The organism is Pseudomonas sp. Gutcm_11s, from assembly GCF_028649395.1.
GTDB lineage: Bacteria > Pseudomonadota > Gammaproteobacteria > Pseudomonadales > Pseudomonadaceae > Aquipseudomonas.
Map to the genome: position 1 here is coordinate 53,550 of NZ_JAQSUW010000011.1, position 26,294 is coordinate 79,843.

General features: G+C 60.3%; 22 protein-coding genes and 2 tRNA genes. 11 read left to right on the forward strand and 13 right to left on the reverse strand.

What is annotated here, in order from left to right; translation table 11 throughout:
- Position 1 precedes the first annotated feature (1 nt).
- The 3 genes from queC to nadA all read left to right on the forward strand — a co-directional run bounded on the left by queC (position 2) and on the right by nadA (position 1,974).
- On the forward strand, positions 2-676 hold the full coding sequence (queC, locus tag PTT45_RS07105) for a 7-cyano-7-deazaguanine synthase QueC (protein WP_273812340.1): 675 nt from the start codon (positions 2-4) through the stop codon (positions 674-676).
- A 56-nt stretch (positions 677-732) separates the two neighbouring features.
- Positions 733-808, forward strand: a tRNA-Lys gene (locus PTT45_RS07110).
- 107 nt (positions 809-915) lie between these two features.
- On the forward strand, positions 916-1,974 hold the full coding sequence (nadA, locus tag PTT45_RS07115; RefSeq protein WP_273812341.1) for a quinolinate synthase NadA: 1,059 nt from the start codon (positions 916-918) through the stop codon (positions 1,972-1,974).
- 58 nt (positions 1,975-2,032) lie between these two features.
- On the opposite strand, the gene PTT45_RS07120 is transcribed toward nadA, so the two are convergent.
- A complete protein-coding gene (locus PTT45_RS07120; RefSeq protein WP_273812342.1) occupies positions 2,033-3,463 on the reverse strand; it encodes a M48 family metalloprotease in 1,431 nt (476 codons plus the stop codon).
- Between the two features lie 100 nt (positions 3,464-3,563).
- Between PTT45_RS07120 and PTT45_RS07125 the strand changes: the two genes are divergently transcribed.
- Positions 3,564-3,803: a sulfurtransferase TusA family protein gene (locus PTT45_RS07125; RefSeq protein WP_273812343.1), complete on the forward strand. Its 240-nt coding sequence runs from the start codon at positions 3,564-3,566 to the stop codon at positions 3,801-3,803.
- A 54-nt stretch (positions 3,804-3,857) separates the two neighbouring features.
- Here PTT45_RS07125 and PTT45_RS07130 read toward each other — a convergent pair whose 3' ends face one another.
- Together PTT45_RS07130 and PTT45_RS07135 are read right to left on the reverse strand one after the other, a co-directional pair.
- The gene (locus tag PTT45_RS07130; protein ID WP_273812344.1) at positions 3,858-4,331 is read right to left on the reverse strand and encodes a peroxiredoxin; all 474 of its coding nucleotides are present in this window, start codon (positions 4,329-4,331) and stop codon (positions 3,858-3,860) included.
- Positions 4,332-4,341: 10 nt separating this feature from the next.
- Positions 4,342-4,899, reverse strand: coding sequence for a glycine cleavage system protein R (locus tag PTT45_RS07135; protein ID WP_273812345.1), 558 nt, complete (start codon positions 4,897-4,899; stop codon positions 4,342-4,344).
- Positions 4,900-5,065: 166 nt separating this feature from the next.
- On the opposite strand from PTT45_RS07135, the gene dapA reads away from it, so the two are divergent.
- The 6 genes from dapA to PTT45_RS07165 all read left to right on the forward strand — a co-directional run bounded on the left by dapA (position 5,066) and on the right by PTT45_RS07165 (position 12,085).
- Positions 5,066-5,944, forward strand: a complete 879-nt coding sequence (gene dapA / locus PTT45_RS07140; RefSeq protein ID WP_273812347.1) for a 4-hydroxy-tetrahydrodipicolinate synthase — start codon at positions 5,066-5,068, stop codon at positions 5,942-5,944.
- 18 nt (positions 5,945-5,962) lie between these two features.
- Positions 5,963-7,078, forward strand: a complete 1,116-nt coding sequence (gene bamC, locus PTT45_RS07145; protein ID WP_273812348.1) for an outer membrane protein assembly factor BamC — start codon at positions 5,963-5,965, stop codon at positions 7,076-7,078.
- A 92-nt stretch (positions 7,079-7,170) separates the two neighbouring features.
- Positions 7,171-8,040, forward strand: coding sequence for a phosphoribosylaminoimidazolesuccinocarboxamide synthase (locus PTT45_RS07150; protein ID WP_273812350.1), 870 nt, complete (start codon positions 7,171-7,173; stop codon positions 8,038-8,040).
- Between the two features lie 123 nt (positions 8,041-8,163).
- Positions 8,164-8,253: transfer RNA gene (locus PTT45_RS07155), tRNA-Ser, on the forward strand.
- Positions 8,254-8,912: 659 nt separating this feature from the next.
- The gene (locus PTT45_RS07160) at positions 8,913-10,286 is read left to right on the forward strand and encodes an SIR2 family protein (RefSeq protein ID WP_273812351.1); all 1,374 of its coding nucleotides are present in this window, start codon (positions 8,913-8,915) and stop codon (positions 10,284-10,286) included.
- A complete protein-coding gene (locus PTT45_RS07165; RefSeq protein WP_273812352.1) occupies positions 10,283-12,085 on the forward strand; it encodes an ATP-binding protein in 1,803 nt (600 codons plus the stop codon). Before PTT45_RS07160 ends, PTT45_RS07165 begins: the two co-directional genes overlap by 4 nt.
- Positions 12,086-12,265: 180 nt before the next feature.
- Here the strand turns inward: PTT45_RS07165 and PTT45_RS07170 are convergent, their stop codons facing one another.
- On the reverse strand, positions 12,266-13,378 hold the full coding sequence (locus PTT45_RS07170) for an SAVED domain-containing protein (protein ID WP_273812353.1): 1,113 nt from the start codon (positions 13,376-13,378) through the stop codon (positions 12,266-12,268).
- Positions 13,379-13,503: 125 nt separating this feature from the next.
- Here PTT45_RS07170 and PTT45_RS07175 point away from each other — a divergent pair, with 125 nt between their 5' ends.
- The gene (locus PTT45_RS07175; protein WP_273812355.1) at positions 13,504-14,694 is read left to right on the forward strand and encodes a nucleotidyltransferase domain-containing protein; all 1,191 of its coding nucleotides are present in this window, start codon (positions 13,504-13,506) and stop codon (positions 14,692-14,694) included.
- Positions 14,695-15,568: 874 nt separating this feature from the next.
- Here PTT45_RS07175 and PTT45_RS07180 read toward each other — a convergent pair.
- The 9 genes from PTT45_RS07180 to PTT45_RS07220 form a co-directional block, all read right to left on the reverse strand.
- Positions 15,569-16,420 (reverse strand): SDR family oxidoreductase, encoded by an 852-nt coding sequence (locus PTT45_RS07180; RefSeq protein ID WP_273812357.1) that lies wholly within the window; start codon positions 16,418-16,420, stop codon positions 15,569-15,571.
- A 15-nt stretch (positions 16,421-16,435) separates the two neighbouring features.
- Positions 16,436-17,482 (reverse strand): 4-hydroxy-2-oxovalerate aldolase, encoded by a 1,047-nt coding sequence (gene dmpG / locus PTT45_RS07185; protein WP_273812358.1) that lies wholly within the window; start codon positions 17,480-17,482, stop codon positions 16,436-16,438.
- 11 nt (positions 17,483-17,493) lie between these two features.
- Positions 17,494-18,435 (reverse strand): acetaldehyde dehydrogenase (acetylating), encoded by a 942-nt coding sequence (locus tag PTT45_RS07190; protein WP_273812359.1) that lies wholly within the window; start codon positions 18,433-18,435, stop codon positions 17,494-17,496.
- 22 nt (positions 18,436-18,457) lie between these two features.
- Positions 18,458-19,249: a 2-keto-4-pentenoate hydratase gene (locus tag PTT45_RS07195; RefSeq protein WP_273812361.1), complete on the reverse strand. Its 792-nt coding sequence runs from the start codon at positions 19,247-19,249 to the stop codon at positions 18,458-18,460.
- The gene (gene mhpA / locus PTT45_RS07200) at positions 19,246-20,991 is read right to left on the reverse strand and encodes a bifunctional 3-(3-hydroxy-phenyl)propionate/3-hydroxycinnamic acid hydroxylase MhpA (protein ID WP_273812362.1); all 1,746 of its coding nucleotides are present in this window, start codon (positions 20,989-20,991) and stop codon (positions 19,246-19,248) included. The genes PTT45_RS07195 and mhpA overlap by 4 nt, the downstream gene beginning before the upstream one ends.
- Positions 20,992-20,999: 8 nt before the next feature.
- The gene (locus PTT45_RS07205; RefSeq protein ID WP_273812364.1) at positions 21,000-21,983 is read right to left on the reverse strand and encodes a VOC family protein; all 984 of its coding nucleotides are present in this window, start codon (positions 21,981-21,983) and stop codon (positions 21,000-21,002) included.
- A gap of 15 nt (positions 21,984-21,998) precedes the next feature.
- On the reverse strand, positions 21,999-22,868 hold the full coding sequence (locus tag PTT45_RS07210) for an alpha/beta fold hydrolase (protein WP_273812365.1): 870 nt from the start codon (positions 22,866-22,868) through the stop codon (positions 21,999-22,001).
- Positions 22,869-23,056: 188 nt separating this feature from the next.
- Entirely contained in the window at positions 23,057-24,421 is a 1,365-nt protein-coding gene (locus tag PTT45_RS07215; RefSeq protein ID WP_273812366.1) for a DUF1329 domain-containing protein, read from the reverse strand.
- Positions 24,422-24,435: 14 nt separating this feature from the next.
- Positions 24,436-26,292, reverse strand: a complete 1,857-nt coding sequence (locus PTT45_RS07220) for a DUF1302 domain-containing protein (protein WP_273812368.1) — start codon at positions 26,290-26,292, stop codon at positions 24,436-24,438.
- Positions 26,293-26,294 lie beyond the last annotated feature (2 nt).

Sequence of the window (26,294 nt, forward strand, 5' to 3'; positions counted from 1 at the left end):
GATGACCGACAAGAAAGCCGTTGTACTCCTATCCGGTGGCCTGGACTCGGCCACCGTCCTGGCCCAGGCCAAGGCGGCGGGCTTTGCCTGCTACAGCATGAGTTTCGATTACGGCCAGCGTCATCGCGCCGAGCTGCAGGCCGCCGAGCGGGTGGCGCAGCAGCTGGGTGTGATCGAGCACAAGGTGATCGGCCTCAACCTCAATGGCATGGGTGGTTCGGCCCTGACCGACAGCACGATTGCCGTGCCAGAGGCGCCTACCGAGGGCATCCCGATTACCTATGTGCCGGCGCGCAACACGGTATTTCTTTCCCTCGCCCTGGGCTGGGCCGAGGTGCTGGGCGCCCATGACATCTTCATCGGGGTCAATGCCGTGGACTATTCCGGCTATCCGGACTGTCGGCCCGAGTTCATCTCCGCTTTCGAGCGGGTGGCCAATCTGGCGACCCGCGAGGGCGTGGAGGGGCGTGGCTTCCGCATCCAGGCGCCGCTGCAGAACCTGTCCAAGGCGCAGATCGTGCAGATCGGCCTGCAGCATGGCGTGGACTACGGGCTGACGGTGTCCTGCTACCAGGCGGATGACGACGGCCGTGCCTGCGGCAAATGCGACAGCTGCCGCCTGCGCGCAGCCGGTTTCGTGGCGGCCGGAGTGGCGGATCCGACCCGTTACGCCTAAAATTTTCTGCGGGGTGTTGATTTCCTGAATTAAATCAGTATCATGCGCTCCGCGTTGGGTCGTTAGCTCAGTCGGTAGAGCAGTTGGCTTTTAACCAATTGGTCGTAGGTTCGAATCCTACACGACCCACCACTCCCTCCTTCGCGTCACCCCTCATCACTTCCCCGTCAGAGCTCTCTCGCCAGAACCGTTGGCGGGTATAATCGACTGCACTGAAAGCATATTCAGAGCCTGATGACATGACCCAGATTTCCGAACGCCTGTTGGTTCAGGCCCATCTCGCCGCCAAGCAGCCCAAGCCGCTGACCGCCGACGAAGAAGCCTTCTACCGCAGCGAAATTGCTGCCGAGCTGAAGAAGCAGAACGCCGTGCTGGTGGCCCACTACTACTGCGACCCGGTGATCCAGGCTCTGGCCGAGGAAACCGGTGGCTGCGTGTCCGACTCCCTGGAGATGGCCCGCTTCGGCAACCAGCACGAGGCGCAGACCGTGGTGGTGGCCGGGGTCAAGTTCATGGGCGAGACGGCGAAGATCCTCAACCCGGAAAAGCGCGTGTTGATGCCGACCCTGGACGCCACCTGTTCGCTCGACCTGGGCTGCCCGGTGGACGAGTTCTCGGCGTTTTGCGACCAGCATCCGGACCGCACCGTGGTGGTCTACGCCAATACCTCGGCGGCGGTGAAGGCGCGTGCCGACTGGGTGGTGACCTCCAGTTGTGCGCTGGAGATCGTCGAGAGCCTGATGGACAACGGCGAGAAGATCCTCTGGGCACCTGACCAGCACCTGGGGCGCTACATCCAGCGCGAGACCGGCGCGGACATGCTGCTGTGGGACGGTGCCTGCATCGTCCATGAAGAGTTCAAGGCCAAGCAGCTGGAAGACATGAAGGCGCTGCATCCGGATGCGGCCATCCTGGTCCACCCGGAATCGCCGGAAGCGGTGATCGATCTGGCTGATGCTGTGGGCTCTACCAGTCAGCTGATCAAGGCGGCGCAGACGCTGCCGAACAAGACCTTCATCGTCGCCACCGATCGCGGCATCTTCTACAAGATGCAGCAGCTGTGCCCGGACAAGGTCTTTGTCGAGGCGCCTACTGCTGGTAACGGCGCGGCGTGCCGTAGCTGCGCGCATTGCCCGTGGATGGCGATGAACACCCTGCAGCGCACCTTGCAGTGCCTGCGCGAGGGCAGCAACGAGATCTTCGTCGAGCCTGCGCTGATCCCGCGAGCGATCAAACCGCTCAAGCGCATGTTGGACTTCACCCAGGCGGCGCGACTGAAACTGGCTGGCAACGCCTGAGTTTCTCGCGCGCAAAGAAAAGCCCGGCCAATGCCGGGCTTTTTCATGGGCTGCGTTATCAGCGCATCATCTTTTCCAGGGCGCGCTTCTCTTCCATCAGCTCCTGCTGGCGGGCGTCGATGCGCGAGGCCAGGGGGAAGTTGCTGCTGGCGCGGCGCTTGGCTAGGTCGAGTTGCTCCAGGGCCTGGTCGTAGTCGCCGACCAGGGCGAAGAACTCGGCACGAGCACGGTGCAGGCCGATGATGTTGCGCGTCAGGCCGCGCACTTCGGCGACCTGATACCAGACGTCCGGATCGTTGCCGCGCTGCGTGAGCAGATGGTCGAGGGCGGCTTCGGCTTCCTTGGTCTGGTTCTGCTTGAGCATCAGGTCGATGCGCGCCTGTTCCAGCGGATAGCTGTCCGGGTACAGGCCGCGCAGGCGTTCGACGCGCTGTCGGGCGTCGGCCAGGCGGTTGCTGCCCTCGTCCAGGTCGACCATGGCCAGGTTGTAGGTGAGCTCGTTGGGGGCTTTGCCCAGCAGGTCGTTGAGATCCTTGCGGGCCTCCTCGAAGCGGCCGGCCTTGATCTGCGCCAGGGCCAGGCCATAGCGGGCGGCGTCCAGCTTGGGGTTGCCATCGAGCATGGCGCGGAAGCGCTTGGCGGCGATGCCTGGCGTCTCCTCGAACATCAGCTGGGTGCGGGCGCGCATCAGCTGGTAGCGCAGGCTGTCCTCGACCCCTCTGCCCGGATACTGCTCCGCGCGGTTGCGGGTGTCGGCGATACGCGATTCGGTCACCGGGTGGGTGAGGAGGAATTCCGGCGGCTTGGAGTCGTAGCGGTACTGGCGCATCAGGCGCTCGAACATGCTCGGCATGGCACGGGGGTCGTAGCCGGCCTTCTCCAGATTGAGCAGGCCGATGCGGTCGGCTTCCTGTTCGTTCTGCCGGGAGAAGCGGCGCTGCTCCTGAATGGCTGCGGCCTGGGCGCCCATGATGGTGGCGATGCCGGCGTCACCGGCGCCGGCGGCGGCGGCGACGATGCCGGCGAGCATGGCGGCCATCACCGGCACCTGCATGCGTTGCTGCGCCTCGAGGCCGCGAGCGAAGTGGCGTTGCGACAGGTGCGCCAGTTCGTGGGCCATGACCGAGGCGTACTCGGCCTCGGTCTGTGCATGCAGCAGCAGGCCGCCGTTGACCCCGACGATGCCGCCGGGCGCGGCGAAGGCGTTGATCTGCGGGCTGTTGAGCAGGACGAACTCCAGGCGCTTGTCTTCCAGCTGGCTGGTCTCGGCCAGGCGGTAGACGCTGGTTTCCACGTAGTCCTTGAGCAGCGGGTCGGACAGTTGGTCGACCTGGCCGCGCAGCACGCTGAGCCAGGCGCGGCCGAGACGGTGCTCCTGCTCCGGCGAGACGATGGATGAGCTGGAGTCGCCCAGTGAGGGCAGGTCGCTGGCGCCGACGGGTAGTGCGAGGCAGGCTAGGGCAAGCAGGGAAGGGCGCAGAAAGTTCATGCACGGGGCTCTGGCTTGGACTGAGCCGCTACTCTAGCCGGCCGCTTGGGCACCTGGCCAGGGTTGTGCGGTATCCTTGGCGGCCTTCGAGGAGATACCCATGACCGATGCTCTTATCTGTGACGCCGAACTCGACGCCAGCGGTCTGAATTGCCCGTTGCCTCTGCTCAAGGCCAAGCTGGAACTGAACCGCCTGGCCAGTGGCGCGGTGCTCAAGGTTATTGCCACCGACGCGGGCTCGCAGCGCGACTTCCGAGCCTTCGCCCGCCTGGCAGGCCACGAGCTGTTGCATGAGGAAGAGCAGGGCGGTGTGTACCGTTACTGGCTGAAGAAGGCCTGATACGTGCCGCAATGAAAAAGGGCCGCTGATGCGGCCCTTTTTCATTCTTCCGGCTCAGCCCTTGTGCAGGGCCTGTGCCGCGGCCAGGACCGCATCGACATGACCGGCAACCCGCAGGTTGCGCCATTCCTGGCGGAGCACGCCATTGGCGTCGAGCAGGAAGGTGCTGCGCACGATGCCCATGTATTCCTTGCCGTAGTTCTTTTTCAGCTGATAGACGCCGAAGAGGTCGCACAGCTCGTGCTCCGGGTCGCTGATCAGCTCGAAGGGGAAATCCTGCTTGCACTTGAAGCTTTCGTGCTTCTTCAGGCTGTCCATCGAAACACCAAAAATCTGGGTGTTGGCGGCCTGGAAGTCAGCGTAGCGGGCGCGGAAGTCCAATCCTTCGGTGGTGCAGCCCGGTGTGCTGTCCTTGGGATAGAAGTAGATCACGACCTGTTGGCCCTTGAGGGCGCTAAGACTGACCTGCTGGCCGCTGGTGGCCTCGGCGCTGAAATCGGCGACGGGTTGGTCGAGAGAAACAGCCATCTTGGGCTCCTTACGGATTCTGCGGGCGCCAGGGTTCGATCAGTGCGTCCAGGTTGAGGGCGTCGGCGAAGTCGAGGAACTGGTCGCGCAGCCAGCTGATCTGGGTTCCTGGCGGCAGGGTCACGGTCAGCGTGGCGTTGAGCAGGGTGCCGCCGGTCTGCGGGGCCTGGTGGGTGTCGCAGGTGATGTTCTCCAGCTCTACGCGATGGTCGCTGAAGAACTGGCACAGCTCGTTGAGGATGTCCGGGCGGTAGGCGCAGCTGACATAGGCCACATAGGGCAGCGCATTGGGGCGCACGTCGAGGGCGCCGCTGCGAATCATGTTGACGCTGAAGTCATGGCGTTTGGCCAGGGCCGGCAGGACGCCTTCCAGGCGGGCCAGGGCATCCCAGCTGCCGCCGACCTGGAGCACCAGGGCACTGTATTCGCCATGGCGGGTGAGGCGGCTGCTGACCACGCCGCAGCGGTTTTCCTGGCTGGCCCGGCAGAGCACGCTAGTGAGCTCCATGGGGTTGGCGCCGAGGGCGCTGATGACAAGGAATTGTTCGCGAACCGTGGGGGTGGACATGCAGCGTTCCTGAAACGATGGGCGCTCGGCGTAGGTTGGCCGAACAAAGCAGGAAGGGTAGCGAAAAGCGCCGCTCAGGGGAATGCTGGCGGGCCTTCCGTTCGCTTGTACAACACAGGTGGCGCCAGTACCATTACGGCTCTCTTTTTCCGGCAGGAGCGGTTGCATGATTTCCGGCAGTATGGTGGCTCTGGTCACGCCCATGGACGCACAAGGCGGTCTGGACTGGAATGCCCTGAGCAAGCTGGTCGACTTCCACCTGCAGGAAGGCACCAATGCCATCGTCGCCGTCGGCACCACGGGCGAATCCGCCACTCTGGATGTCAACGAGCACGTCGAAGTCATTCGTCGCGTAGTCGACCAGGTTGCCGGGCGTATTCCGGTGATCGCCGGTACCGGCGCCAACAGCACCCGCGAGGCCATCGAGCTGACCCAGAACGCCAAGAGCGTCGGCGCCGATGCCTGCCTGCTGGTGACCCCCTACTACAACAAGCCGACCCAGGAAGGCCTGTTCCAGCACTTCCGGCACATCGCCGAAGCCGTGGCCATCCCGCAGATCCTCTACAACGTGCCGGGCCGTACCGCCTGCGACATGCTGCCGGAGACCATCGAGCGCCTGTCCAAGGTGGCCAACATCATCGGTATCAAGGAAGCCACCGGCGACCTGCAGCGTGGTCAGGACATCCTCGACCGCGTCAGCGCCGACTTCCTGGTCTACTCCGGTGACGACGCCACTGCCGTCGAGCTGATGCTGATGGGCGGCAAGGGCAATATTTCCGTGACCGCCAACGTTGCCCCGCGTGCCATGGCCGAGCTGTGCGCTGCTGCTATGAACGGCGATGCCGCTACCGCACGTGCCATCAACGAACGCATGATGCCGCTGCACAAGAACCTGTTCATCGAATCCAACCCGATTCCGGTGAAATGGGCCCTGAATGAAATGGGCCTGATGCAGGACGGCATCCGTCTGCCGCTGACCTGGCTCAGCCCGCGTTGTCACGAACCGCTGCGTCAGGCCATGCGCCAGTCCGGCGTCCTCGCTTAATCGAAGGAACCTGTACGCATGAAGCGACTGGCTGGACTCTCTGCCCTTGCCCTGATCATCTCCAGCACCAGCGGCTGCGGCTGGCTGTGGGGCGACGAAGGTTATTTCCGTGACCGCTCCACCGACTATCTGGATGCGCGCCAGACCGCGCCCATGCAGATTCCGCAGAATGTCGATGCCAAGCGTCTCGACCCGCTGCTGCCGGTTCCCGAGCACGTGGCTACCAGTACCGAAACCCCGCAGAGCTTCGAGGTGCCGCGTCCGCAGGCTCTCGGCGCAACGGGTGAGACCAGCCAGTTCAGCCTGCAGAAGAGCGGCGATTCGCGCTGGCTGGTGGCTCAGCGCAACCCGGCAGAAGTCTGGCCGGTGGCGCGCTCCTACTTCGAGAACAACGGCTTCCGCATCGCCGAAGAGCGCCCGCAGACCGGTGAGTTCGTCACCGAGTGGCAGGGCAGCAAGGACCTCGCGCCGTCCATGGGTCGCCGCCTCGGCAGCCTGATGAGCGACAGCGACAACCAGGTTCGCGTACGTGTCCGCGTCGAGCCGGGCGTGGTGCGCAACACCAGTGAAGTGTTCGTGGTCAGCGCCGAGCGCGAAGAAGACAGCAGCGCCGATGTCGCGTTCCCTGCACGCAGCGGCAACGCCAGCCTCGAAGCCTCGCTGCTCGATGGCATGCTCGCCGACCTGAGCAGCACCACCGAGCACGGCTCGGTCTCCCTGCTGGCCGCGCGCAGCTTCGACGCACCGAGCCGAGTAGCCCTGTCCCAGGACGGTGCCGGCAACCCGGTACTCAACCTCAGCACCGACTTCGACCGTGCCTGGTCCAGCGTCGGTCGTGCCCTGGAGCTGGGTGATGTGCGCGTCGACGACATCAACCGCAGCCTGGGCGTGTACTACGTCAACCTGGCCGAAGGCGCCAAGCAGCCCGAAGAGAAGAAAGGCTTCCTCAGCGGTCTGTTCAGCAGCGAGCCGACCCAGGAAGAGATCGACTCCCGTGCCGAGCGCTATCAGGTGCGCCTGACCACCAGTGCCGGTGGTGACGTGCAGGTCAGCGTGGAGAAGGATATCAACACCGTGGCGCCGGAAGACGTCGCCCGCCGTGTGCTGACCCTGATCCAGGAAAACCTCGGCTGATCCGCTCCGGCCCAGGCCGGAGCCGCAGCGAACCGATAGGCGAAACCCCAGGGTTTCGCCTGTTTCGTTTTGAACCAGGCGGAAAATTCGACATGACCACTCCCACCACCCTGAGCCTGAAGAAGATCTACTCCGGCAAAGTTCGTGACCTCTACGAAATCGATGCCAAGCGCATGCTGATGGTTGCCAGCGATCGCCTGTCGGCCTTCGACGTGATCCTCGAGGAGCCGATCCCGGAGAAGGGCAAGATCCTTACCGCCATCTCCAACTTCTGGTTCGACAAGCTCAACGGCCTGGTGCCCAACCACTTCACCGGCGACCGGGTCGAGGACGTGGTGTCGGCTGCCGAGCTGCCATTGGTGGAAGGTCGCGCCGTGGTCGCCAAACGCCTCAAGCCGGTGGCGGTAGAGGCCATCGTGCGTGGCTACATCGTTGGCTCCGGCTGGAAGGAATACCAGAAGAGCGGCACCGTCTGTGGCATCCAGCTGCCGGCTGGCCTGAAGGAAGCGGCCAAGCTACCGCAGCCGATCTTCACCCCCTCGACCAAGGCTGCCGTTGGCGACCACGACGAGAACATCAGCTTCGAACAATGCGAAGCCATCATCGGCGCCGAGCTGGCGGCCAAGGTGCGTGACACCGCCATCGCCCTGTACAGCGCGGCGGTCGAGTACGCGGCCACCCGCGGCATCATCATCGCCGACACCAAGTTCGAGTTCGGCCTGGATGAAGACGGCACCCTGACCCTGATGGACGAGGCGCTGACCCCCGACTCCAGCCGTTTCTGGCCGGCCGACAGCTACGCCGAAGGCAGCAATCCGCCGAGCTTCGACAAGCAGTTCGTGCGCGACTGGCTGGAGTCCACCGGCTGGAACAAACAGCCGCCAGCCCCAGCCGTGCCGACCGACGTTGCTCAGAAGACCGCCGACAAGTACCGCGAGGCGCTGACCCGGCTGACCAGCTGAGTTATTCGTCACCTGGAGAAGGGAGCTGCGGCTCCCTTTTTCATGCCCGTCGCGCAAGCACCTGATCGTGCAAGAAAAATTGCTGGACTAACGGCGCTCAGCTGATATCATGCGCACCGCTTTGGGAAGATGCCGGAGTGGTCGAACGGGACGGATTCGAAATCCGTTGTGTCAGCAATGGCACCTAGGGTTCAAATCCCTATCTTCCCGCCATATCCAAACGAAACCCCCGAAACTCCTAGAGTTTCGGGGGTTTCGCTTTTAGGGGGCGGCACCCTAGCTTGATCAGGGCATCGAAAATGCCTGTCAGGACAAGACGAGCCTAGGGTAGAACCAAGTCGCACCGTCATATGCCATTGCCTGTGGCGAAACCCCATGCGCTGCCTGTAGTTGCTGGCCCTTCAGGATGAGCAACTGGCCTGCTGTAGCAGAGCACTAGCTGGGCTGGAGCGGCTCTCTTTCCTTTCCACGGCCAGATAGACCGATCCCTAGCTTTTGGGCGCCCTAAAAGCTATGCCATTCAGGTGGTTACGTAGGGCATCTTTGCTTTTGAGATGCACCTAATCGTTCTAGGGACAAAAAGCTGGGAATTTGGGGACAAAAATAGCTGTTATCCAGATCGCTATAAAACGCTCTAGCCCCAACTCAAACACCATCGGCTCCAAGGTAGGCAGAGCCACCTGTTTGGTGGTTAGCGGGCGACCTCTAATAGCTTTTCCTGATGATTTGACCTCGCGGCGCTGAGTTGAGCGAGGTGAGATGCTCATGGCGCTTCTGCTATCAGCAATAGTAGTGGTGCCCATCCCCGAGTCCGCTAAATCTGGGCGGATCAGCTATTGGGGCGCCAGGGGATTAGGTTTGTGCTGCGTGAGATGAGCTTCGATCTGTACGGGCCAATGCCGCTTCCGGCCATTAGCTGTCGCTCGAGCTTAGCGGTTAATGTCAGTCTGACAGAGGTCGCAGTCTTTCACGCCGTCGTCATTCATGCCCCCGTGGTGGCACTCTGCCCACTGCGAGATGTATCGTCTCCTTGCGTCATTCTGCGCAGCCAGGGAGGACAGCCAGTGATTTCTATCGGCGACATTTACAACCAAGACATAAATTTCCTCTTCGGATCAGGAGCATCGTTCGGCCTGCTCCCGACCCTCCAGCTGCAAGTCCAGACTGGTGAGGGCAACTCGCGCTACACGCTGGAAGATCTAGCCACCAGATTTGAGCGTGAGGGCGACGAGCGCCTAATTCCGCTGTTCATGCATTACTACGCCAGCTGTATCCGTCCGGCTGAGGAGCTTAGCCTGGAACAGGCAGTGGCCGGAGAGCCAGGCGCCACGGTTATCAAGAACTACCGCACCTTCCTAACGACAGCGCTCGAAATGGTAAAGCGCCGCAAAGCGCTGGATCGTCGTTGCAATGTGTTCACGACGAACTATGACGGTTGCTTTCCGCTCGTGGCCGACGCGCTTATTAAGGAGGGCCACACTGACTTCGTATTGAATGATGGTGCACGGGGGTTCACGCGGCGCATCCTACAGGCCCGAAATTTCGGGTCTTACCTTTGTCAGGCCGGTGTCTTCGGCCGTCATCAGAGCAGCATCCCTCAAATCAACCTGATCCATTTGCATGGGTCGGTCTATTGGAGCAAGTTGGACGCCGCGATTCAGGTCGGCTACGACCTGTCTAGCCGAGAAGAACTGCTGGACGCTGACGCGATGGCGTTGCTGGAGCCATTTTCGGCTGCGCTTAATAATCCTGCATCGACACTTGACGACGTCCCGGTCCCAGATTTCACCGATGATGAACTGGGCGCTTTTTGGGACAAATATAAGCGGATTCCAATCGTGAACCCGACCAAGTGGAAGTTCCACGAGACGGTCTACGAGGAGCATTACTATCAAATGCTGCGGCTGCTCAGTTATGAGCTTGAGAAGCCCAACGCCGTGCTCATCACCTTCGGGTTCTCGTTTGCCGACGAGCACATCTTCAACCTCGTCATGCGCTCTCTTTCAAATCCAGGTCTGCAAGTGTTTGTTTGCTGTTACAGCCAGTCCGGGCACGCCGAAATGGAGAGCAAGTTCAAGGGCAACCGTAACGTCAAGTGCCTGATGCTACAGAGTGGGGTGATGGACTTCACCGCATTCAATGAGCAGGTGTTGGCTTGGCCGGAGGCTACAGCTCTTGCACCTGCTCCCCCCATAGCTCCAGCAGCCCCTCCTGCGGTCGATGCAGGCCTCGAGAACCTGGCATGAGTATTCGCGTTGGCGAGGTCATCGCCGTCCATGGAACAAAATTGGTTCTGAAGATCGACGAACAGTCGAGCAAGGAAACCCTGTTCTATGAAGGGGAGAAATACAAGGGGGTCTCAATCCGCGAATACCTATCCATCCAGCGCGGCTTCCGCGACATCATCTGCATCGTCGAGGGCGAGTATCTGGACGAAAGCCGCACTGAGATGCATGACGGCCGGCAGACGTTTGTGCGGAAGGTGGAGGCTAGGCCGATAGGATACTTCGACCGCTCTGGTTTCACTCAGGGCATCAAGTATCTACCGATGATCCAGGATGCGGCTTACCTGCTTCCCGAGGAGAAAATCAGGTCCATCTTCGACCGCAAGGCGGACAGCGATTTCAGAATTGGGACCATGCTGAAAGAGGAAATCGCGGTTGGGTTGCCGTGGAAGCGACTCTTCAATAGCCATATCGGCATCTTCGGCAATACCGGAAGCGGCAAGTCGAATACTCTGGCAAAGCTCTACACTGTTCTTTTCGATCAAAAGCTGCCTCTCATTACAGGCAAAAGCCGTTTCATCATCTTGGATTTTAATGGCGAGTACGGCGGCGAGCAGCTCGTGGCTGCAGATCACAAAGCCGTCTACCAGTTGTCCACGCTTACCGCTCCAGACCTGAACGATCCTGCTACCCGGTTTCCGCTGGCAACGCAGGAGTTCTGGCAGCTCGAGACTATGGCTCTGCTCTTTCAGGCCACACCCAATACACAAAGGCCTTTCCTTAATCGTGTCATTGCAGGCTGGGAACGCTATGGAGCCATCCAGGGCTCACTTGCGAACTATGCGAAGCGAATGTTCCAGAAGTCGTTCTGCGCCGGTGAGGTTAAGCCTGCGACGCTAGATTTGATGAGAGCCGTTGCGCGGCGCATGGAGAACCAGCAAGTCCAGGATATGCTGGCAGACGTCACCTGGCACCGGACTGGCGGTCGCTTTACCTACAACGAGCAGTTCATCGGTACCGATGGCACGCGATACGCAGCGCAAATCGCCCCAACCGTAGAGACGTTGAACGCCGATGGGCTTGATGAATTCGATCAGCTTGTACTCCGTGTCAACCTGCAGCTGCTATCAGACTTGAATGCAGGATATGTTCAGTTCGAGCATATCCAGCCGCTTTTGAAGCGCGTCGAGTCCTCACTCTCCAACCTACGTAAGGTGCTGTTGGTTTCGGATTTGCCGCAGGATAACCGCCTGCTCACGGTCATCTCGATGCGCCGCTGCAACAACGAAATCAAGAAGGTTCTGCCGTTGTTGTTCGCTAAGCATTACTACAACAGCCACAAAGCCACAGTCACTAATCCACCCGACCGCACCATCCATCTCATCGTTGACGAGGCACACAATATCCTGTCTGACCAATCTGCGAGAGAAAGCGAAACCTGGAAGGACTATCGGCTCGAACAGTTCGAGGAGATCATTAAGGAGGGGCGCAAATTCGGGATGTTCATTACCATCGCCAGCCAGCGCCCCGCTGACATCTCGCCCACAATCGTCTCGCAGCTACATAATTTCTTTATTCACCGCTTGGTGAATGACCGTGATCTGTACTTGATCGACAATACGATTTCTACGCTGGATTCTTTGTCTCGCAGCCTCATCCCGGGACTCTCACAAGGGTGTTGTGTAGTCACTGGTACCGCTTTTGAGCTGCCAATGGTGATCCAGGTGGACCGGCTGCTAGGCGGTAAACAGCCTGCCAGCGAGGACGTAGATCTCGACAGACTTTGGAGTGATGCTCTGGCAGTTGGGGCAGAGGAGTAGAGCCAGTCGCAGCACCAATGGTGCTGCACAACCCGCTATCACAGGCTGGAGCAGTCAACCAAGAGCAGCTGCTGGCAACTACTTCTGGTCGACTCCGCCCTCCACAACAGGCAGACGTCAGCAAGAGGCTGCCACTCGCCAGCGGTTTGGTAATTCCTGCGACATTAGACACTAGCTGCTTCACGCCTGTTGCTCGCCAGCAGTAATTACCCGCGGCCGGTAGACGAGTAGAGGGGCAGGAACCGCATGACTTGGCAGTTCAACACCCCAAGGGTATGCGGGTGATGATGTACGTTCAAACTGATGAACTATTGCAGGTGGCAGATTGCGTCTGTCGTAAATCCGCCCCAGCTGGAAGACGACACTATTCGGGGCGGCGATGATCAGGTGAATTCTACTGAATCCGCAGACAGCCAACCTCTTGAGCTCCTCGAAAAACTGCATGGCCAGAGCAGCCTGCTTCTCGCTAGACCAGTGTGAGTCCGACGATAGCTCTCCCAACTTAAGATGAGTGAGGGGTAACTCGCCGAAGGTTTCCCGGATCGCAGGAAGCTCCACCTGATAGGAGACGGAAAGGGCCAGAATCGCCTCCCCCTGATTTCCCGTCGCTTGTTGTTCTACTTCGAATCGCTTCTGGTCGTCCCCACCATTGGTGATTTCTCTCCAACGGCCAGGCGGTTTTCGATCCCAATCGAAGACCTTGATGTGGCTTTCATCGTCGAGCAATAGGCCTGTGAGGAAAGTCAGCGGTACCGCGCTCAATCCACCATAAACCAGCAACACATCTGCAGGGTTCTCACGCTCTAAGCGGCGCCGCAAATCCCCCCGCGAGTCGATGACTTTTTGTAGCGCAATGTCGGGCCGAGTGAGTCTCCCATCCTCGATTCCCTCTCGCACATCAACTATGAGTTCTTCTTTCCTGCCAACAATCGTCGCCGGCAAGGAGCTGACCAAGGGTGTGTCGATAGGGAATAGCCCCCGGTGCTCCATCACCAAGACGCATTTGCGCTGTACTTGTCGACGATCTATCCAAGACACGATCAAGCCAAGCACAACCAGCAACAGGCCAAAAGCCCCCACACCGTAGAGCCATACATTAGGCAACCCTCCGGTCGTCTCACCGCCAACACGCAGCTCCATCTCCGAACTTTTGAAAAGCACGTTGACTGCAATGTTACCCAAGACGGAAAAACCGAGGAGCGCGATGCCAGAACGGATCAACAAAAGTGCCAGCGTGCTAGGCCTGGTAATCCAATCCACCAGTTTGTGCCCAATGCTCATCCAATCACTCATCGCCCCCTCCCCTTGAAATCCACAAGACGCCCCCAACATTTGCCATCACCGGGCCACTATGAGCGATATTCGTAGATACCTGGAGGAAAAACCACAGCATTTCTGGTCTTTGATAGGAATAGAACATGACTGCCGACAGCTACGAGAAAACGCTCAAGCTAGCCGTAGAGGCCCTGGAGCTCCCGGACAGCGCTTACGAAAAAGCTGTCAATCGTTACAAGGATCTGGGGGAGTGGTTCGGACGCCCAGAGTCCACAATAGAAGCTAATGATCCGCACGTTTTTGCCCAAGGCTCATTCGCTTTAGGCACGGCTATCCGGCCCTTGCTTGACGGGGAAAGCTACGATCTCGACCTGGCGTGCAAGCTGCGTACGGGGGTGGCTAAAGCAAGTCATAGCCAACATGACCTCAAGCAGCTAGTGGGGAAGGAGCTTGAACGTTACCGGGAGGCTCGCCGCATCTCTAATCCGTTGGAGGAGAAGCATCGCTGTTGGCGGCTTGAGTACCGCGACGAAATGAGCTTCCACATGGATGTTGTGCCCTGCATTCCTACCGACTCCAACGTAAAGCAGCAGCTAACTTCCATCTTGGAAAGCAGAGGGTTGGACAAGGCGCTGGCTAGCACAGTGGCCGACGACTCAGTGAATATCACCGACGACCGTTTGCCCAATTATCGGATAAAGGATAGCGGCTGGCACATCAGTAACCCAGAGGGCTATATAGAGTGGTTCAAGTCACGCCAGCGTGCGGAGAGCTTTTTGAACCTGACGGAAGCGCGTGCTCAGGTAGATGAGGTACCACTTTACCGCCGTAAGACACACCTCCAGCGCTGCATTCAACTGCTCAAGCGCCATCGCGATTTGATGTTCAGGGAAGAGTCTGATTCGAAGCCAATTTCGATCATCATTACGACTATTGCTGCTCGCAGCTACACCGGGAGCCCCACCCTCTCCGGGGCAATGGAACAGGTGCTTAAAGGTCTTAGCGAATTTCGCGCCTCGAACTCCAACGAAGTGCCCAATCCCGCTAACCCGAACGAAAATTTTGCTGACCGCTGGCAGACAGATGAGGGCCGCCGCCTGCGCCTGAAGGAGAATTTCCATGACTGGGTGCGCCAGGCCTCCATTGACATTCCTCGTCTAGGAGAGCTTGTCAGCAGCGCTGAATTGTCTGATCAGCTCAACGAAAAATTGAGCGTCAGCTACTCCGCTGCTGTCCTTATGAGCCACGTCGGCCTGCAGGCGACGGCGGCCACCTACCTGGCTCCTCATGTGCACATCCCACAAGATGCACCTAGCCCCTGGAGTCACAAATAAGTTGGCGTTGTGGGGTGATATCGACCTATTCCTTAATGCCCATCCCGGGATGGCCCTCAAGCCATCCCGGGATGGGTGCATACACATTGGAGGGCGATTCCGATTTTCCGCATCAAGCGCCGGGTCATCTGTGGTTGAAGATGCCTTTCAATTGCACATAAAGATCTCACGACGTGACAAAGAGCAGCTGCCGTTGGTGTATGAGACAGCCGGGAGAATTCCCAAGGATGGTAATCACCATGTCAATCCTGATGGTTCCCTCTGCCTTGGTGCGCCTATCAGGCTCCACACAATTCTTGGCAGAAACTTTTCACTGAATGATTTTGTAGAGCGGTGTGTAGTCCCATTTCTCTACTCCATCTCGCTAACAGAGGCAGGGCATCCCCGCTTCCAGTTCGGCGAGCTCGCTCACGGTACCAATGGACTTGTCGACGACTACCTTAGGTTGTTCGGCTGCTCATCCAGAGAGGCTCTGGTGCGATACCTACGTTCTTTGGTGCTAAAAAAGCGCCAAGCGAATAAACAGCCCTGCCCCTGCCACTGCGGGAGAAAGCTAGTGAAATGTCGCACACACAAGATATCGCTACAGATGCGAAGCACTATTCCCAGGCGGCTGCTTAAGGAAACCCTAGCAATGGTCTGAAATGCTACTTGGCGCTTTGACGTGAACGGCAGCTTCTGGCCGGAAGCGGTCGGCCGTGAAAGGCAGCTACCGGCCATAAGCAGCCCTTCAAGAATGCTGCAAAAAGCCCACAAAACGGGGTAGCAGACTGAGCCTTGCTACCCCGTTGCTCGGAAGCTCTTGTGGTTGTGCTGATCCTGAAGAGTAACTCCGAACTATTGGTTAGGAAGAATGCCTTGAGGCTCCAGCTCACTATGTCCTGCTTATCCAGCCTTCACTTCGGCTCCAAAGCTCCGCGGCGAGGACTGGATCGCAGGCAGTCGGCGATGGCTGTTCTTCCTTGCTATCGGCGTAGTAACGCCCGGTCTGATCAGCCACTCCTGGATCGGTTGCGCAGTACAGCGTCGTCGCGGCTCCGTCCTCTTCACTGCGCATGAAACGCTTGAGAATCCAGGCCAGCGACGAAGGTAGTGCTCGCCATACATCCGTTGCCACCACGCCAGGATGCACCGCGTAGGTCGTAATGCCACTCCCATCTAGGCGACGAGCCAGTTCCTTGGTGTGAAGCAGGTTGGCCAACTTCGCCACTGCGTATTCCGGTAGGGCTGCACGGCTTCGGGTTGGTTGCCGCACCAAGTCGAAATCGATTCCTTTGGCATGCCGATGCGCCTTGCTGGAAAGCATGACGATTCGCGCAGGGGCAGATTCGGCAAGCCGTTCCTTCAGCAATTCGACTAACAGAAAGTGCCCCATATGGCAGGTGCCGAAGGCCAGCTCGAAACCGGAAGTGGTGATGCCGCGCTGCCCCGCCAGCCCTGCATTGCCGATCAACAGGTGAAGATGCAGGCCGCGCTTGAGGAAAGCCTCGGCGCAGCGGCGAACGGAGCCGAGGTCGCCCAGGTCGAGCGGCAGGAACTCGGCCTGGGCGGTACCGTCACTGAGTTGCCGAATTTCTTCCAGTACGGGCTGCGTGCGTGCCTCTGAGCGACAGGCGAGGAACACGCGATATCCCTGTAGCGCCAGCTTACGAGCAGTGACCCGCCCGATACCGGAGTTGGCGCCGGTCACCAGAGCGACCTTTCCATTTGGTTGAACACGTGGCATCGGGCAGTTCCTATCTCAGGTTGGCAGTGCTTGCAGTTGTCCCTGCTGCTTGAGCAGATCCAAGGCGACATCGACGATCATGTCCTCCTGGCCTCCAACCATACGCCGTTTTCCTAGCTCGACCAGGATGTCGAGAGTCTTCAGACCGTACTTAGTAGCAGCGACTTCAGCATGGCGCAGGAAGCTGGAGTACACCCCAGCGTATCCAAGACCAAGGGTTTCGCGGTCGACCCGCACCGGACGGTCCTGTAGGGGACGAACGATGTCATCGGCGGCATCCATCAGGGCGTAGAGGTCTGTACCGTGGTTCCAGCCCAGGCGTTCGGCGGCAGCGATGAACACCTCCAACGGTGCGTTGCCGGCACCGGCGCCCATACCGGCGAGACTGGCGTCGATACGATCACAACCTTCTTCCACCGCGACGATGGAGTTCGCCACGCCAAGGCTGAGGTTGTGGTGCGCATGCATACCGGTCTGCGTCTCCGGCTTGAGCACTGCCTTGAAGGCACGCATGCGATCGCGGATATCGCCCATGTTCATCGCACCACCGGAGTCAGCCATGTAGATGCAGGTAGCACCGTAGCTCTCCATCAGCTTGCCTTGGCGTGCTAGTTCTTCGGCCGGAACCATATGGCTCATCATCAAGAACCCAACAGCCTCCATGCCCAGCTCTCGGGCGTACTCAATGTGCTGTTTAGACACATCTGCCTCGGTGCAATGGGCGGCTACGCGCACGATACGCGCACCAGCTTCATAGGCGTTTTTCAGGTCGTGCACCGTGCCAATGCCGGGTAGCAGCAATGTGGCGATTTTGGCGTGGCTGATCTCGCTAGCCACTGCCTCGATGTATTCGAGGTCCGTGTGGCGGCCGAAGCCGTAGTTGAAGGAGGAGCCCTGCAGGCCATCACCATGGGCTACTTCGATGGAATCCACCTTTGCCTGATCTAGTGTTCGTGCAATGGCGCGCACAATCCCTAGACCGTACTGGTGGCGAATGGCGTGACTGCCATCGCGCAGAGTGACATCGGAGATGTACAGCTTTTTGCTTGGGTCGAAAGTCATCTGCTTGCTCCTCAGCCGTTGAGCATCGATTGGGCCATGCGCTCGGCGGTAGCCAGCGCGGCGGAGGTCATGATGTCGAGGTTGCCGGCGTATGCAGGCAAGTAGTGGGCTGCTCCTTCGACTTCCAGGAATACCGAGGTTTTCAGGCCGCTGAATGAGCCATGGCCGGGAATGTTCAGCGGAGCAGAATCAGGGATGACGTCGAATTGCACCTTCTGTTTCAGCCGGTAGCCGGGCACGTAGGCCTGCACCGCAGCAGCCATCTCCTCAATGCTCGCTTCGACCTTGGCCTGGTCGGCCGCTTCGGAGAGCACGAACACTGTGTCGCGCATCATTAGCGGCGGCTCGGCCGGGTTCATGATGATGATCGCCTTGCCCTTGGTCGCACCACCGATCACTTCGATGGCTTTCGAAGTGGTCTCGGTGAACTCGTCAATATTGGCGCGGGTGCCAGGGCCGGCAGATTTGCTGGCGATGGATGCGATGATCTCGGCGTAGTGAACCTTGGCCACTCGCGAGACTGCCGCCACCATCGGGATGGTGGCCTGACCACCGCAAGTAACCATGTTGACGTTGAGCTGATCGAGGTTCTGCTCCAGGTTGACCACCGGCACGCAATACGGGCCAATGGCCGCCGGTGTCAGGTCGATCAGGCGGATCCCCGGCTTCACACCACGCAAGAAGCCGGAGTTCCAGATATGCGCGCCGGCGCTGGTGGCGTCGAAGACGAAGTCGATCTCGTCGAAGACCGGGAGGCGGCTCAACCCCTCGACCCCCTCATGGGTGGTGGCGATACCCAGACGCTGTGCGCGAGCCAGCCCGTCGGAAGCTGGATCAATGCCGACCATGGCGCCCATTTCCAGGTGCTGCGCATTGCGCATCACCTTGATCATCAGGTCGGTGCCGATGTTGCCGGAGCCGACAATGGCGACTTTGAGTTTCTTGCTGCTCATTCAGATTCTCCAGGCCGGCGGCTCAATGGAAGTGGCAGCCGACTTCGCCCAGGCGAGTCAGGCGCAGTTGCAGGTGGTCGCCAGGAGCAACCTGGGTCATGGGGCCGAGGGCGCCGGACAGCAACACATCACCGGCCACCAGCGGGCGGCCGAACTCGGCCATGGTGCGGGCCAGCCACAGGCAGGCATCCAGCGGGTTGCCCAGGCAGGCGGCGCCGACACCGATGGCGACCTGACTGCGGTTCTTCTCTAGCAGCATGCCCTCCAAGCGCAGATCCAGTGCCGACAAACGAGTGGGCTGCTTACCCAGCACGTAGAGTGCGGAGGAAGCGTTGTCCGCCACCGTGTCAGCGAGGGTGATCTTCCAGTTGCTGATGGCGGAGTCGACTATTTCTATGGCCGGTAACAGGTACTCCACCGCGCTCATCAGCTCGGCCAGCGTGGTGTCGGCGTTCGGCAGGTCGCGACCGAGGACGAAGGCGATCTCACCCTCGGCCTTGGGCTGGATCAGGCGACTGCAGTCGACGCTTTCACCATCGGCGATCTCCATGTCGGCGAACAGCATGCCGAAGTCCGGTTGGTCGACGCCAAGCTGTTGCTGCACAGCGCTGGAGGTCAGGCCGACCTTGCGCCCGACGAGGCGCCGGCCCTGCTCCAGGGCGCGTCGGGTATTGATCTCCTGCACGGCGTAGGCCTCGGTCAGTGTGTTGATACCGAAGGTCGCTGAGATCTGCGCGCAGGGCTCTCGTAGCTGGCGCGCCTGGGTCAGTGCGTCGGCGGCCTGTTCCAGTTTCTTCAGGGCGTCGTGGCTCATGCGCTTTTCCTCATGTCGGCAACATTCGCCTGGCTGGCAGCCAGGTTTGGCTGCCAGCCCAGCTGGCGCTTGAGCTCGCTCAGTGCAGTGTTCAGTTGCTCGGCAGGTACCAGAGCGAAGACAAACTTGTCCGGGCGCACCACTGCGACCAGGTCGCTGCCGCGCCCTGCGCGCTTGAACCAGCGCACCAGATCCTCCGCGGGCTCTTCGACCTCGACCAGGCCGGCGGGGCTGAAGCGCTGTACCTCCATGCCCTGGGGGCGCCCGCCGAAGGGGAATAGGGTGACGTAGCGGGTATCCAGCGCCGACAGGAACTGCCGGTGCTCGGCGGATATTGCTACCCGTGGATTGTTCTCTAGGCCAAGCAGGGCGAAGCCTTCACCCAGCACCTCGTCGAGAGGCACGCGCTTGCCCTTGAAGGTACGTACTTCCGGTTGAGGCAGCAGGGTACCGGCGACATCGCGACGGCCGCTCCTGGGTAGCCCCAGGTAAGAGCCGGGCTTGTAGGTTGGAGTGGGCTTGAAGCCGCCCTCGCGCAACCACTTGCCCAGTACCGGGGTGGCATTCATGGCTTTGACCACGAAGTTGCGCAGCGCCGTCTTGAGCGGGTTCGACATCGAGACGAAGTCTTTCATCATCACCGAGATGTCGATCATTGCCTTGGCATGGTGGTAGCGCTCGCTGCCATAGGTGTCGAGCAGCTGCTCGGAGGCCTTGCCACGCAGCACGGCCTCCAGCTTCCAGGCCAGGTTGTAGGCGTCACGCACACCTGAGCTCATGCCCTGACCCATGAACTGCGGAGTCATGTGCGCAGCGTCACCGGCCAGCAGCACGCGGCCCTTGCGCCACTCGCGGGCGACCAGGGCGTTGAAGGTGTAGACCAGCTTACGCTTGACTTCGAACTTGTCCGGGTCGACGTAACGACTCAGCAATTGGCGAACGGTGGCCGGGTCCTCCATGTACTCCTTGGTCTGCCCTGGCATCAGCATGAACTCGAAGCGATGGAAGCGCCCGGGCTGCGGGCAGCTGACCACCGGGCAGTCGGGGTCACAGATGAAGTTGAAGTAAGGAATGTGGCGCAGCGCGTCCTCGCCTTCCTTCATCTCCAGGTCGACCACCAGCCAGGGCTCGGGGAAGTTCTTTCCGTCCATGCCGATGCCGAGCTTCTCGCGCACCGTGCTGCGGCCGCCGTCAGCACCGACCAAGTAGCGGGCCGTGACTGTGGCCGGCGCCAGGTCAACTTCGAGGTCGATGCGGCTGCCGTCACCATCGCCGAAACGACAGTTCTGCGTGGCCTGGTGAGTGAGCGTTACCAGTTCGCCATCTTGCTGGAAATCAACCAGCTCACGGCCGCGCACTACCTGCACCGACGGATAGCGGGACAGCATGTCGCTGAGCTTGGTCTCCAGCCAGGGCTGGTAGAGGAAGTTGATCACTGGCCAGCCGAAGCTGCGCTTGAGCTGCCAGTAGCGGCCGATCACCCGGCCGTCCGGGAAGGTCCATTGGGCGGGGGTGTCGATCTGCATGTCGGTGGCCAGTTCAGCGGCGACGCCGGCAGCCTGCATCACGCGCATGCACTCGTCGTCGGTGTAGACCGCGCGCGCGTTCCCGTAGAACACCGGCTCGCGCTCCAGCACCAGCACTGAGAGACCGCGTTTGCCCAGTAGGTGAGCCAGCGTGGCACCGGTTGGGCCTAGGCCCGCGATGACGACGTCGAAGATTTCAGAGTTGTGTGTAGTCATGGCAGTTCCTACAGCGGGGAGTACTCGGCACGGCGCAGCGAGCGCAGGCCTTGGCCGAAATTGCCCAGGTTGGTTTTGAGCTTGTTCCAGGCACCAAGCTTCTGTGGCTTGTGGCCCCACAGGCTGATGCCCTGGTAGGTCGTGACTTGCCAACTGGCTTCGTCGACTTCCAGGGCGTTCCAGCCCAGCTCCAGTTCGAAACCGGAGGGAGTGAGTACGTAGAACGACTGCTCGCGGTCATTGGGGTGCTCACCAATTTCGTGAGCCATCTCGAATCCCAGCTGGCGGCAGCGCAGGAAGGCATCGGTCAGCCCGCCGACCGAGGTGGTCAGCAGGTTCATGTGCTGGGCCTTGGTGCGAATCGGGTCGAGCGCAAGGCCACGCACCTGGGCGATAGCAATTGAGTGATGGCGTGGATTAACGCGGAAAAACTCGATATCGACGGTCACGCCAGCTAGCTGCTCGACAATGGTGTCGCTCTGCCGGGCATCGAAGATTTCCTGCCAGAAGCGGCGCATGTCCTTGCCGCGGCGACTGGTGATCGCCAAGTGGCCCATGCCAGCCTCACCGGTGATGAAGCCCTCGCTGAGCATCTCCAGCGGCTCGTCAGTGGTCAGCGGCTCAACGAACAACTCAATGGCCATGCGCTTGGGTCCAATCACTCGCCAGAAGCGCACTACGCCTCGCTCTGCTGCTTCCGCTGCACTGCTTTCATGAACAGCAATTCCGCGGGTCTTAAGCCGTTGTAGAACGATGTCCAGAGTGGCCTGGTCGCCCAGATGCCAGCCAATAGCAGCGAAGTCTTCTGCAGGGCCGCGTTTGACGATGATGCGGCGCTGGTGCTGGTCCATGCGAAACGCCAGCAGGTGGCTATCCACATGCTGCAGGTGCAGGCCGATGCCGTCTTGTAGCAGTGCCTGCCAGCGCTCCAGCTGGCTCGACTCGATCACGGCGTAGCCCATGCTGCTGGCACCGAAGATGTCCTGTTTCATAGGTACTCCGCGTGCTCAGGCCGGGGTGTGACAGGCAAGGAAGCCGGCGGTGACGGCGTTGAACTCGCTGGCACGCTCCCACTGCACCCAGTGCCCGGTTTTGCTGAACAGGTACAGGTCGCAGTTAGGCATACGTTGGCGCAGAGTCTCGCCACCGCTGGGGCGATTCACCTTGTCATCCGCGCCCCACAGCACCAGGGTCGGCACCTGGCACTGATCGAGGCGCGCGTCGCGGGTGAAGTCCATGCGCAGAGCAGCCTTCAGGCCTGGCGGACGACGCAGCGGCGGAGCTGCCACCACTTCTGGGTCGATGCTGGAGCGGTAGCGCTCCGCGATCATCGCGTCGGTAACCAGGCTGCCGTCGTACACCAGGTATTCGCGGATGAAGCGGGTGATCTTCTCCAGCGTCGGGCCTTCGCCGTTGTAGTAGTCGAGCAGTTGGTTCAGCCCCTTGGTGGGCAAACTGCGCGTGGTGTTGATTCCCCCTGGGCCCATCAGCACCAGGGCCGAGACACGCGCCGGTGCCTCCAACGCCATACGTAGAGCACAGGCACCGCCGAGGGAGTTGCCGACCACATGGGCCGACTTGATCTGCAGAGCATCCAGCAGGCCGAGCATGCTCTGGGCCAGGTCGCCAAAAGAGTCGCTGCGGTCCAGGCCCTTGGTCGATTGACCATATCCAGGCATATCCACCACCAGCACACGGAACTGCTTGGCCAGTGCCTCGATGTTGCGCGAGTAGTTGGACATGCCCGATGCGCCTGCGCCGCCACCGTGCAGCATCAGCAGGGGGTGTCCCTGGCCGACTTCGCTGAGGAAGATCTGCCGCCGGCCGACGCTGACGTGGCGGGATGTGAGACCTGGAATGGCTACGTTTTTGTTCATGTGCGCTCCAGAAACACCTGCTTGTTGTTGTGGGAATCAATCTACAACTGCTCATAAATGAGCACAAGTGTTCATTTGATGACTGCGTTGATCTTTCTCGCTGGTGCGAGGTCCGATGAACTCAAAAAAGCCGCCCCGTAGGGCGGCGAGGGTCTAGGGCGGAACGCCTTCGACTGGAGTAACCGGGGTCAGCGAATTCCTGCGTTGCGCAGAGCAGCTGGGGTGTACTCGGAGGAAAGCGAAGAGAAGCCGAACTCAACTGGGTCCTTCTCCTCGTTACGCATGCCGGAAACGATGTAGCGGCCGTTGATCAGGTCATACAGGGCTTCAGCCCCCAACCACGGCACCTGCACGTCGTACAGCGGTGTTAGATGCCCCTCGGCTGCACGCCACAGCGTACCGCGCGAGTCGTAGTGATCTGCGAGGACGATCTGCCAGGAGTCCTCGTCAATGAAGAACACGCGCTTGGCATAGATATGGCGCTCACCCTGTTTCAAGGTGCCCTCGACCTGCCATACACGGTGCAACTCATAGCGGGTGTGAGCAGGGTTCAGGTGGCCAGGTTGGACGATGTCGGTGTACTTCAGCGTCGGTGAGTCCAGCTTGAAGCTGTTGTAGGGGATGTAGATCTCGCGCTTCCCAACCAACTTCCAGTCGTAACGGTCAGGTGCCCCGTTGTACATATCCAGGTTGTCGGCGACGCGCTGCCCCTCGGAGGCTGGATAGGGCCCGTCGTAGGAGATTTGTGGAGCACGGCGCACACGACGCTGGCCTGCGTTGTAGATCCAGGCCATACGCGGCTCTTGCACCTGGTTCAGGGTCTCGTGGACGAGCACTACGTCACCAGCCTGGCGCGCAGGGGCCGTGACCAGCTGCTTGTAGTAGAACAACACATTGCCGGGGTTGGCCGGATTGAAATCCTTGATGCGGTCGCGGAAGGTGAACTGCTGCTTGAAGTACACCGGTACGAACTTCCCACTAGCCAAGGGCGTGGCCTGCACATGGGTACGCTTGGCACTACCGCCGCGGTAGCGGGTGATGTGGTTCCACAGCACCTCCAGGCCGTTCTGAGGAATCGGGAATGGAATAGCAGTGGAGAAGCCCTCCAGACCATTGCCGCCTTCAACCAGCTTGGCCTTGGTCGCGTTCTCCTGGGCTGCCTTGTAAACAGCATCTGGCAGGCTGGCACTGCGATGGCTCGGATAAACCGGGATCTGGTAAGTCGGATAGCGCTTGAGCATCGCCTGCTGACCAGGGCTCAACTTGTCTTGGTACTGACCCGCGTTCTGCGAGGTGATGGTGAACAACGGCTGTTCGCTGACGAAGGGGTTGCTGAGGAATCCTTCGGAACTGAGGGTTCCGGAGTTTTTGGGCAAACCACCGGTCCACGCGGGAATGCTGCCATCGGCGTTCCCGTTCATTTCAGCGCCGATGGGGGTCAGGCTGGAACCAAGCTGCTTGGCCTGATCGGGGCTTACTGCCGCCAAGGCAGCGTGGTTGGCAAGGGTGCAAGCAAGGGCGAGTGAGCACGCCGAGAGTATTCTGTTGTTCATCTTGGTAACTCCACTTAGAACGACACGGCGAAACTCAGGGCGACGTAGTCGCGATCGGCCATCGCGTTGTAGTCGCCGCCGAAGTAGTCGGTATAGGCAAGGCTGGCGGTATAGGTATTGAGGTAGACGGCATCTAGTCCCAGGCTGATGGCCTTGGAGCCTTCGTTGAAGCCTGGCTCCGGGCCGTAGCCGTTGACGTCGTGAGACCAGGCCAGGCTGGGCTTGAGCTCGATGCCATCGATCAGGTTGCTGTACTCCCAGATCGCACGAACTCGGTAGCCCCAGGAGGTGCTGGTGGTGAAGCCGTCGTCGGTGCAGTACTGCGGGGTCTTGGTATTGATCTGGTTGGTGCAGATGCTGTTGTCAGCCAGCTCACCCATCCCGAAGGTGGTACTCCGGCCATAGCGCAGCCCGTCGCCACCCATACCGCTGACATGGGTCACACCTGCTTCACCAACCAGAGTGAGCCGGTCCGCGCCCATGACCTGGTCGAAGAAGTGAGTAGCGGTGACCTGGGCCTGGGTCAGCTCTTTGCGCTGATAGCCCTTGAACATGGTGCTGTTGGCACTCGTGAAGTAGCCCGACGACAGAACTGGTGAAGCGTTAGGGTCGCCGAACGTGGCAGCGATGATGTCTACCGAGTTGATCTGGATCGGCATGTTCGGGCGGTAGCTGATCTCGCCAGAGAGAGTGGTGCCAGTTGGCAGGCTGGTACTGAAGCTCAGGCCATACAGCTGGATGTCTTCCGGGTAGTCGGCGAAGTACTGCGACGTGCCCAAGCGGTAGGCCTGAGCAAGCGCCTGGCCTTGAGGACTACCAATGACCGCGTTGCACATTGCCGGAACACCAATGCCGAGATTGGCGCAGAGCTCGCTGGCGAAGCCCAGATCAGCCATATGCGGACTGCTGATCCCGCTGATGTAAGGCATGCGGCTGTGGTAATTCATGAAGTAGGCGGCAAACTCGCTGTTCAGCTCTGGAGCAAACCAGCGCAGCGCCGTACCCCACTGACCGTCATCGCGAGCATCGTTGTCGCCTGCACGCGGAACGCGGATTCCCTCGCTGGTCAGGTCAATGCCAAAAGGCGACAACGCCGCTTGAGCTAGGGCGTTCTGATCCAGCACCGGTCCCGCGACCAGCCCAGTGCAGCCATCGGCAATAGCATCGTTCGGCGCAAAGAAAGTGCCGCAGTTATCGATGACGGTCTGATCCCACTCCAGCTGGTAGAACATCTCGGCGGTGAGGTTGTCCGTGAGGTTCTGCGACAGGTAGAACATGTTGACCGGAATCAGCCCCTCCTTGAGCTCGGAGCCGGGGCGGCGCAGGGCAGCAACATCGACCGGGTTGATGCTGTTGATACCGCCCTGGATGAAGGTGCTCTCGCCCCAACTGACCACCTGCTTGCCGAGGCGTACCGTGCCCGGCAGATCGGCGATGGTGTAGTTGTGGTAGGCGAAGGCATCGAGCAGCTGTACACCACTGGATTGAGCGCCAGTCTTGCGTCCGTGGTCGTCGATATCCTTGAACGGACGGCTCTCGTCCTTCAGCTCGAAGTCGTACCAGTACTTGCCGCGCAGGAACACACCACTCTCGCCATAGCTCAGTTGCAGATCGTGGATGCCCTTGAAGATCTTGGAGAAGGTCTCGCCTTTCTCGAAGTTGCGCCGACCATCATCGGTGACGCTGCTACCCAGTAGGTCTGGAGAGGGATTTCTGAGCGCCCAACTGGCGCCAACTGAGAGAGTTGAATCCAGCTGGCCGTCGATCTCGCCAATGGAGAAGTCGATGGCCTGGGCCGACGCGGAAAACAGAGTTGCAAGGCTGATGGCACTGGCGAGCCGGGCAGGCCGCCATTGGGGTTGCTTAAGCATCT

Excerpts from the sequence above, each read along its gene's own strand:
- mhpA (WP_273812362.1), bottom strand. The coding sequence starts at position 20,991 with ATGACTACACACAACTCTGAAATCTTCGACGTCGTCATCGCGGGCCTA.
- nadA (WP_273812341.1), top strand. The coding sequence starts at position 916 with ATGACCCAGATTTCCGAACGCCTGTTGGTTCAGGCCCATCTCGCCGCC.
- PTT45_RS07165 (WP_273812352.1), top strand. The coding sequence starts at position 10,283 with ATGAGTATTCGCGTTGGCGAGGTCATCGCCGTCCATGGAACAAAATTG.
- PTT45_RS07220 (WP_273812368.1), bottom strand. The coding sequence starts at position 26,292 with ATGCTTAAGCAACCCCAATGGCGGCCTGCCCGGCTCGCCAGTGCCATC.
- dapA (WP_273812347.1), top strand. The coding sequence starts at position 5,066 with ATGATTTCCGGCAGTATGGTGGCTCTGGTCACGCCCATGGACGCACAA.
- PTT45_RS07120 (WP_273812342.1), bottom strand. The coding sequence starts at position 3,463 with ATGAACTTTCTGCGCCCTTCCCTGCTTGCCCTAGCCTGCCTCGCACTA.
- PTT45_RS07180 (WP_273812357.1), bottom strand. The coding sequence starts at position 16,420 with ATGCCACGTGTTCAACCAAATGGAAAGGTCGCTCTGGTGACCGGCGCC.
- PTT45_RS07175 (WP_273812355.1), top strand. The coding sequence starts at position 13,504 with ATGACTGCCGACAGCTACGAGAAAACGCTCAAGCTAGCCGTAGAGGCC.
- PTT45_RS07210 (WP_273812365.1), bottom strand. The coding sequence starts at position 22,868 with ATGAACAAAAACGTAGCCATTCCAGGTCTCACATCCCGCCACGTCAGC.
- PTT45_RS07160 (WP_273812351.1), top strand. The coding sequence starts at position 8,913 with ATGAGCTTCGATCTGTACGGGCCAATGCCGCTTCCGGCCATTAGCTGT.
- PTT45_RS07135 (WP_273812345.1), bottom strand. The coding sequence starts at position 4,899 with ATGTCCACCCCCACGGTTCGCGAACAATTCCTTGTCATCAGCGCCCTC.
- bamC (WP_273812348.1), top strand. The coding sequence starts at position 5,963 with ATGAAGCGACTGGCTGGACTCTCTGCCCTTGCCCTGATCATCTCCAGC.
- queC (WP_273812340.1), top strand. The coding sequence starts at position 2 with ATGACCGACAAGAAAGCCGTTGTACTCCTATCCGGTGGCCTGGACTCG.
- PTT45_RS07170 (WP_273812353.1), bottom strand. The coding sequence starts at position 13,378 with ATGAGTGATTGGATGAGCATTGGGCACAAACTGGTGGATTGGATTACC.
- dmpG (WP_273812358.1), bottom strand. The coding sequence starts at position 17,482 with ATGACTTTCGACCCAAGCAAAAAGCTGTACATCTCCGATGTCACTCTG.
- PTT45_RS07130 (WP_273812344.1), bottom strand. The coding sequence starts at position 4,331 with ATGGCTGTTTCTCTCGACCAACCCGTCGCCGATTTCAGCGCCGAGGCC.
- PTT45_RS07195 (WP_273812361.1), bottom strand. The coding sequence starts at position 19,249 with ATGAGCCACGACGCCCTGAAGAAACTGGAACAGGCCGCCGACGCACTG.
- PTT45_RS07205 (WP_273812364.1), bottom strand. The coding sequence starts at position 21,983 with ATGAAACAGGACATCTTCGGTGCCAGCAGCATGGGCTACGCCGTGATC.
- PTT45_RS07190 (WP_273812359.1), bottom strand. The coding sequence starts at position 18,435 with ATGAGCAGCAAGAAACTCAAAGTCGCCATTGTCGGCTCCGGCAACATC.
- PTT45_RS07125 (WP_273812343.1), top strand. The coding sequence starts at position 3,564 with ATGACCGATGCTCTTATCTGTGACGCCGAACTCGACGCCAGCGGTCTG.
- PTT45_RS07215 (WP_273812366.1), bottom strand. The coding sequence starts at position 24,421 with ATGAACAACAGAATACTCTCGGCGTGCTCACTCGCCCTTGCTTGCACC.
- PTT45_RS07150 (WP_273812350.1), top strand. The coding sequence starts at position 7,171 with ATGACCACTCCCACCACCCTGAGCCTGAAGAAGATCTACTCCGGCAAA.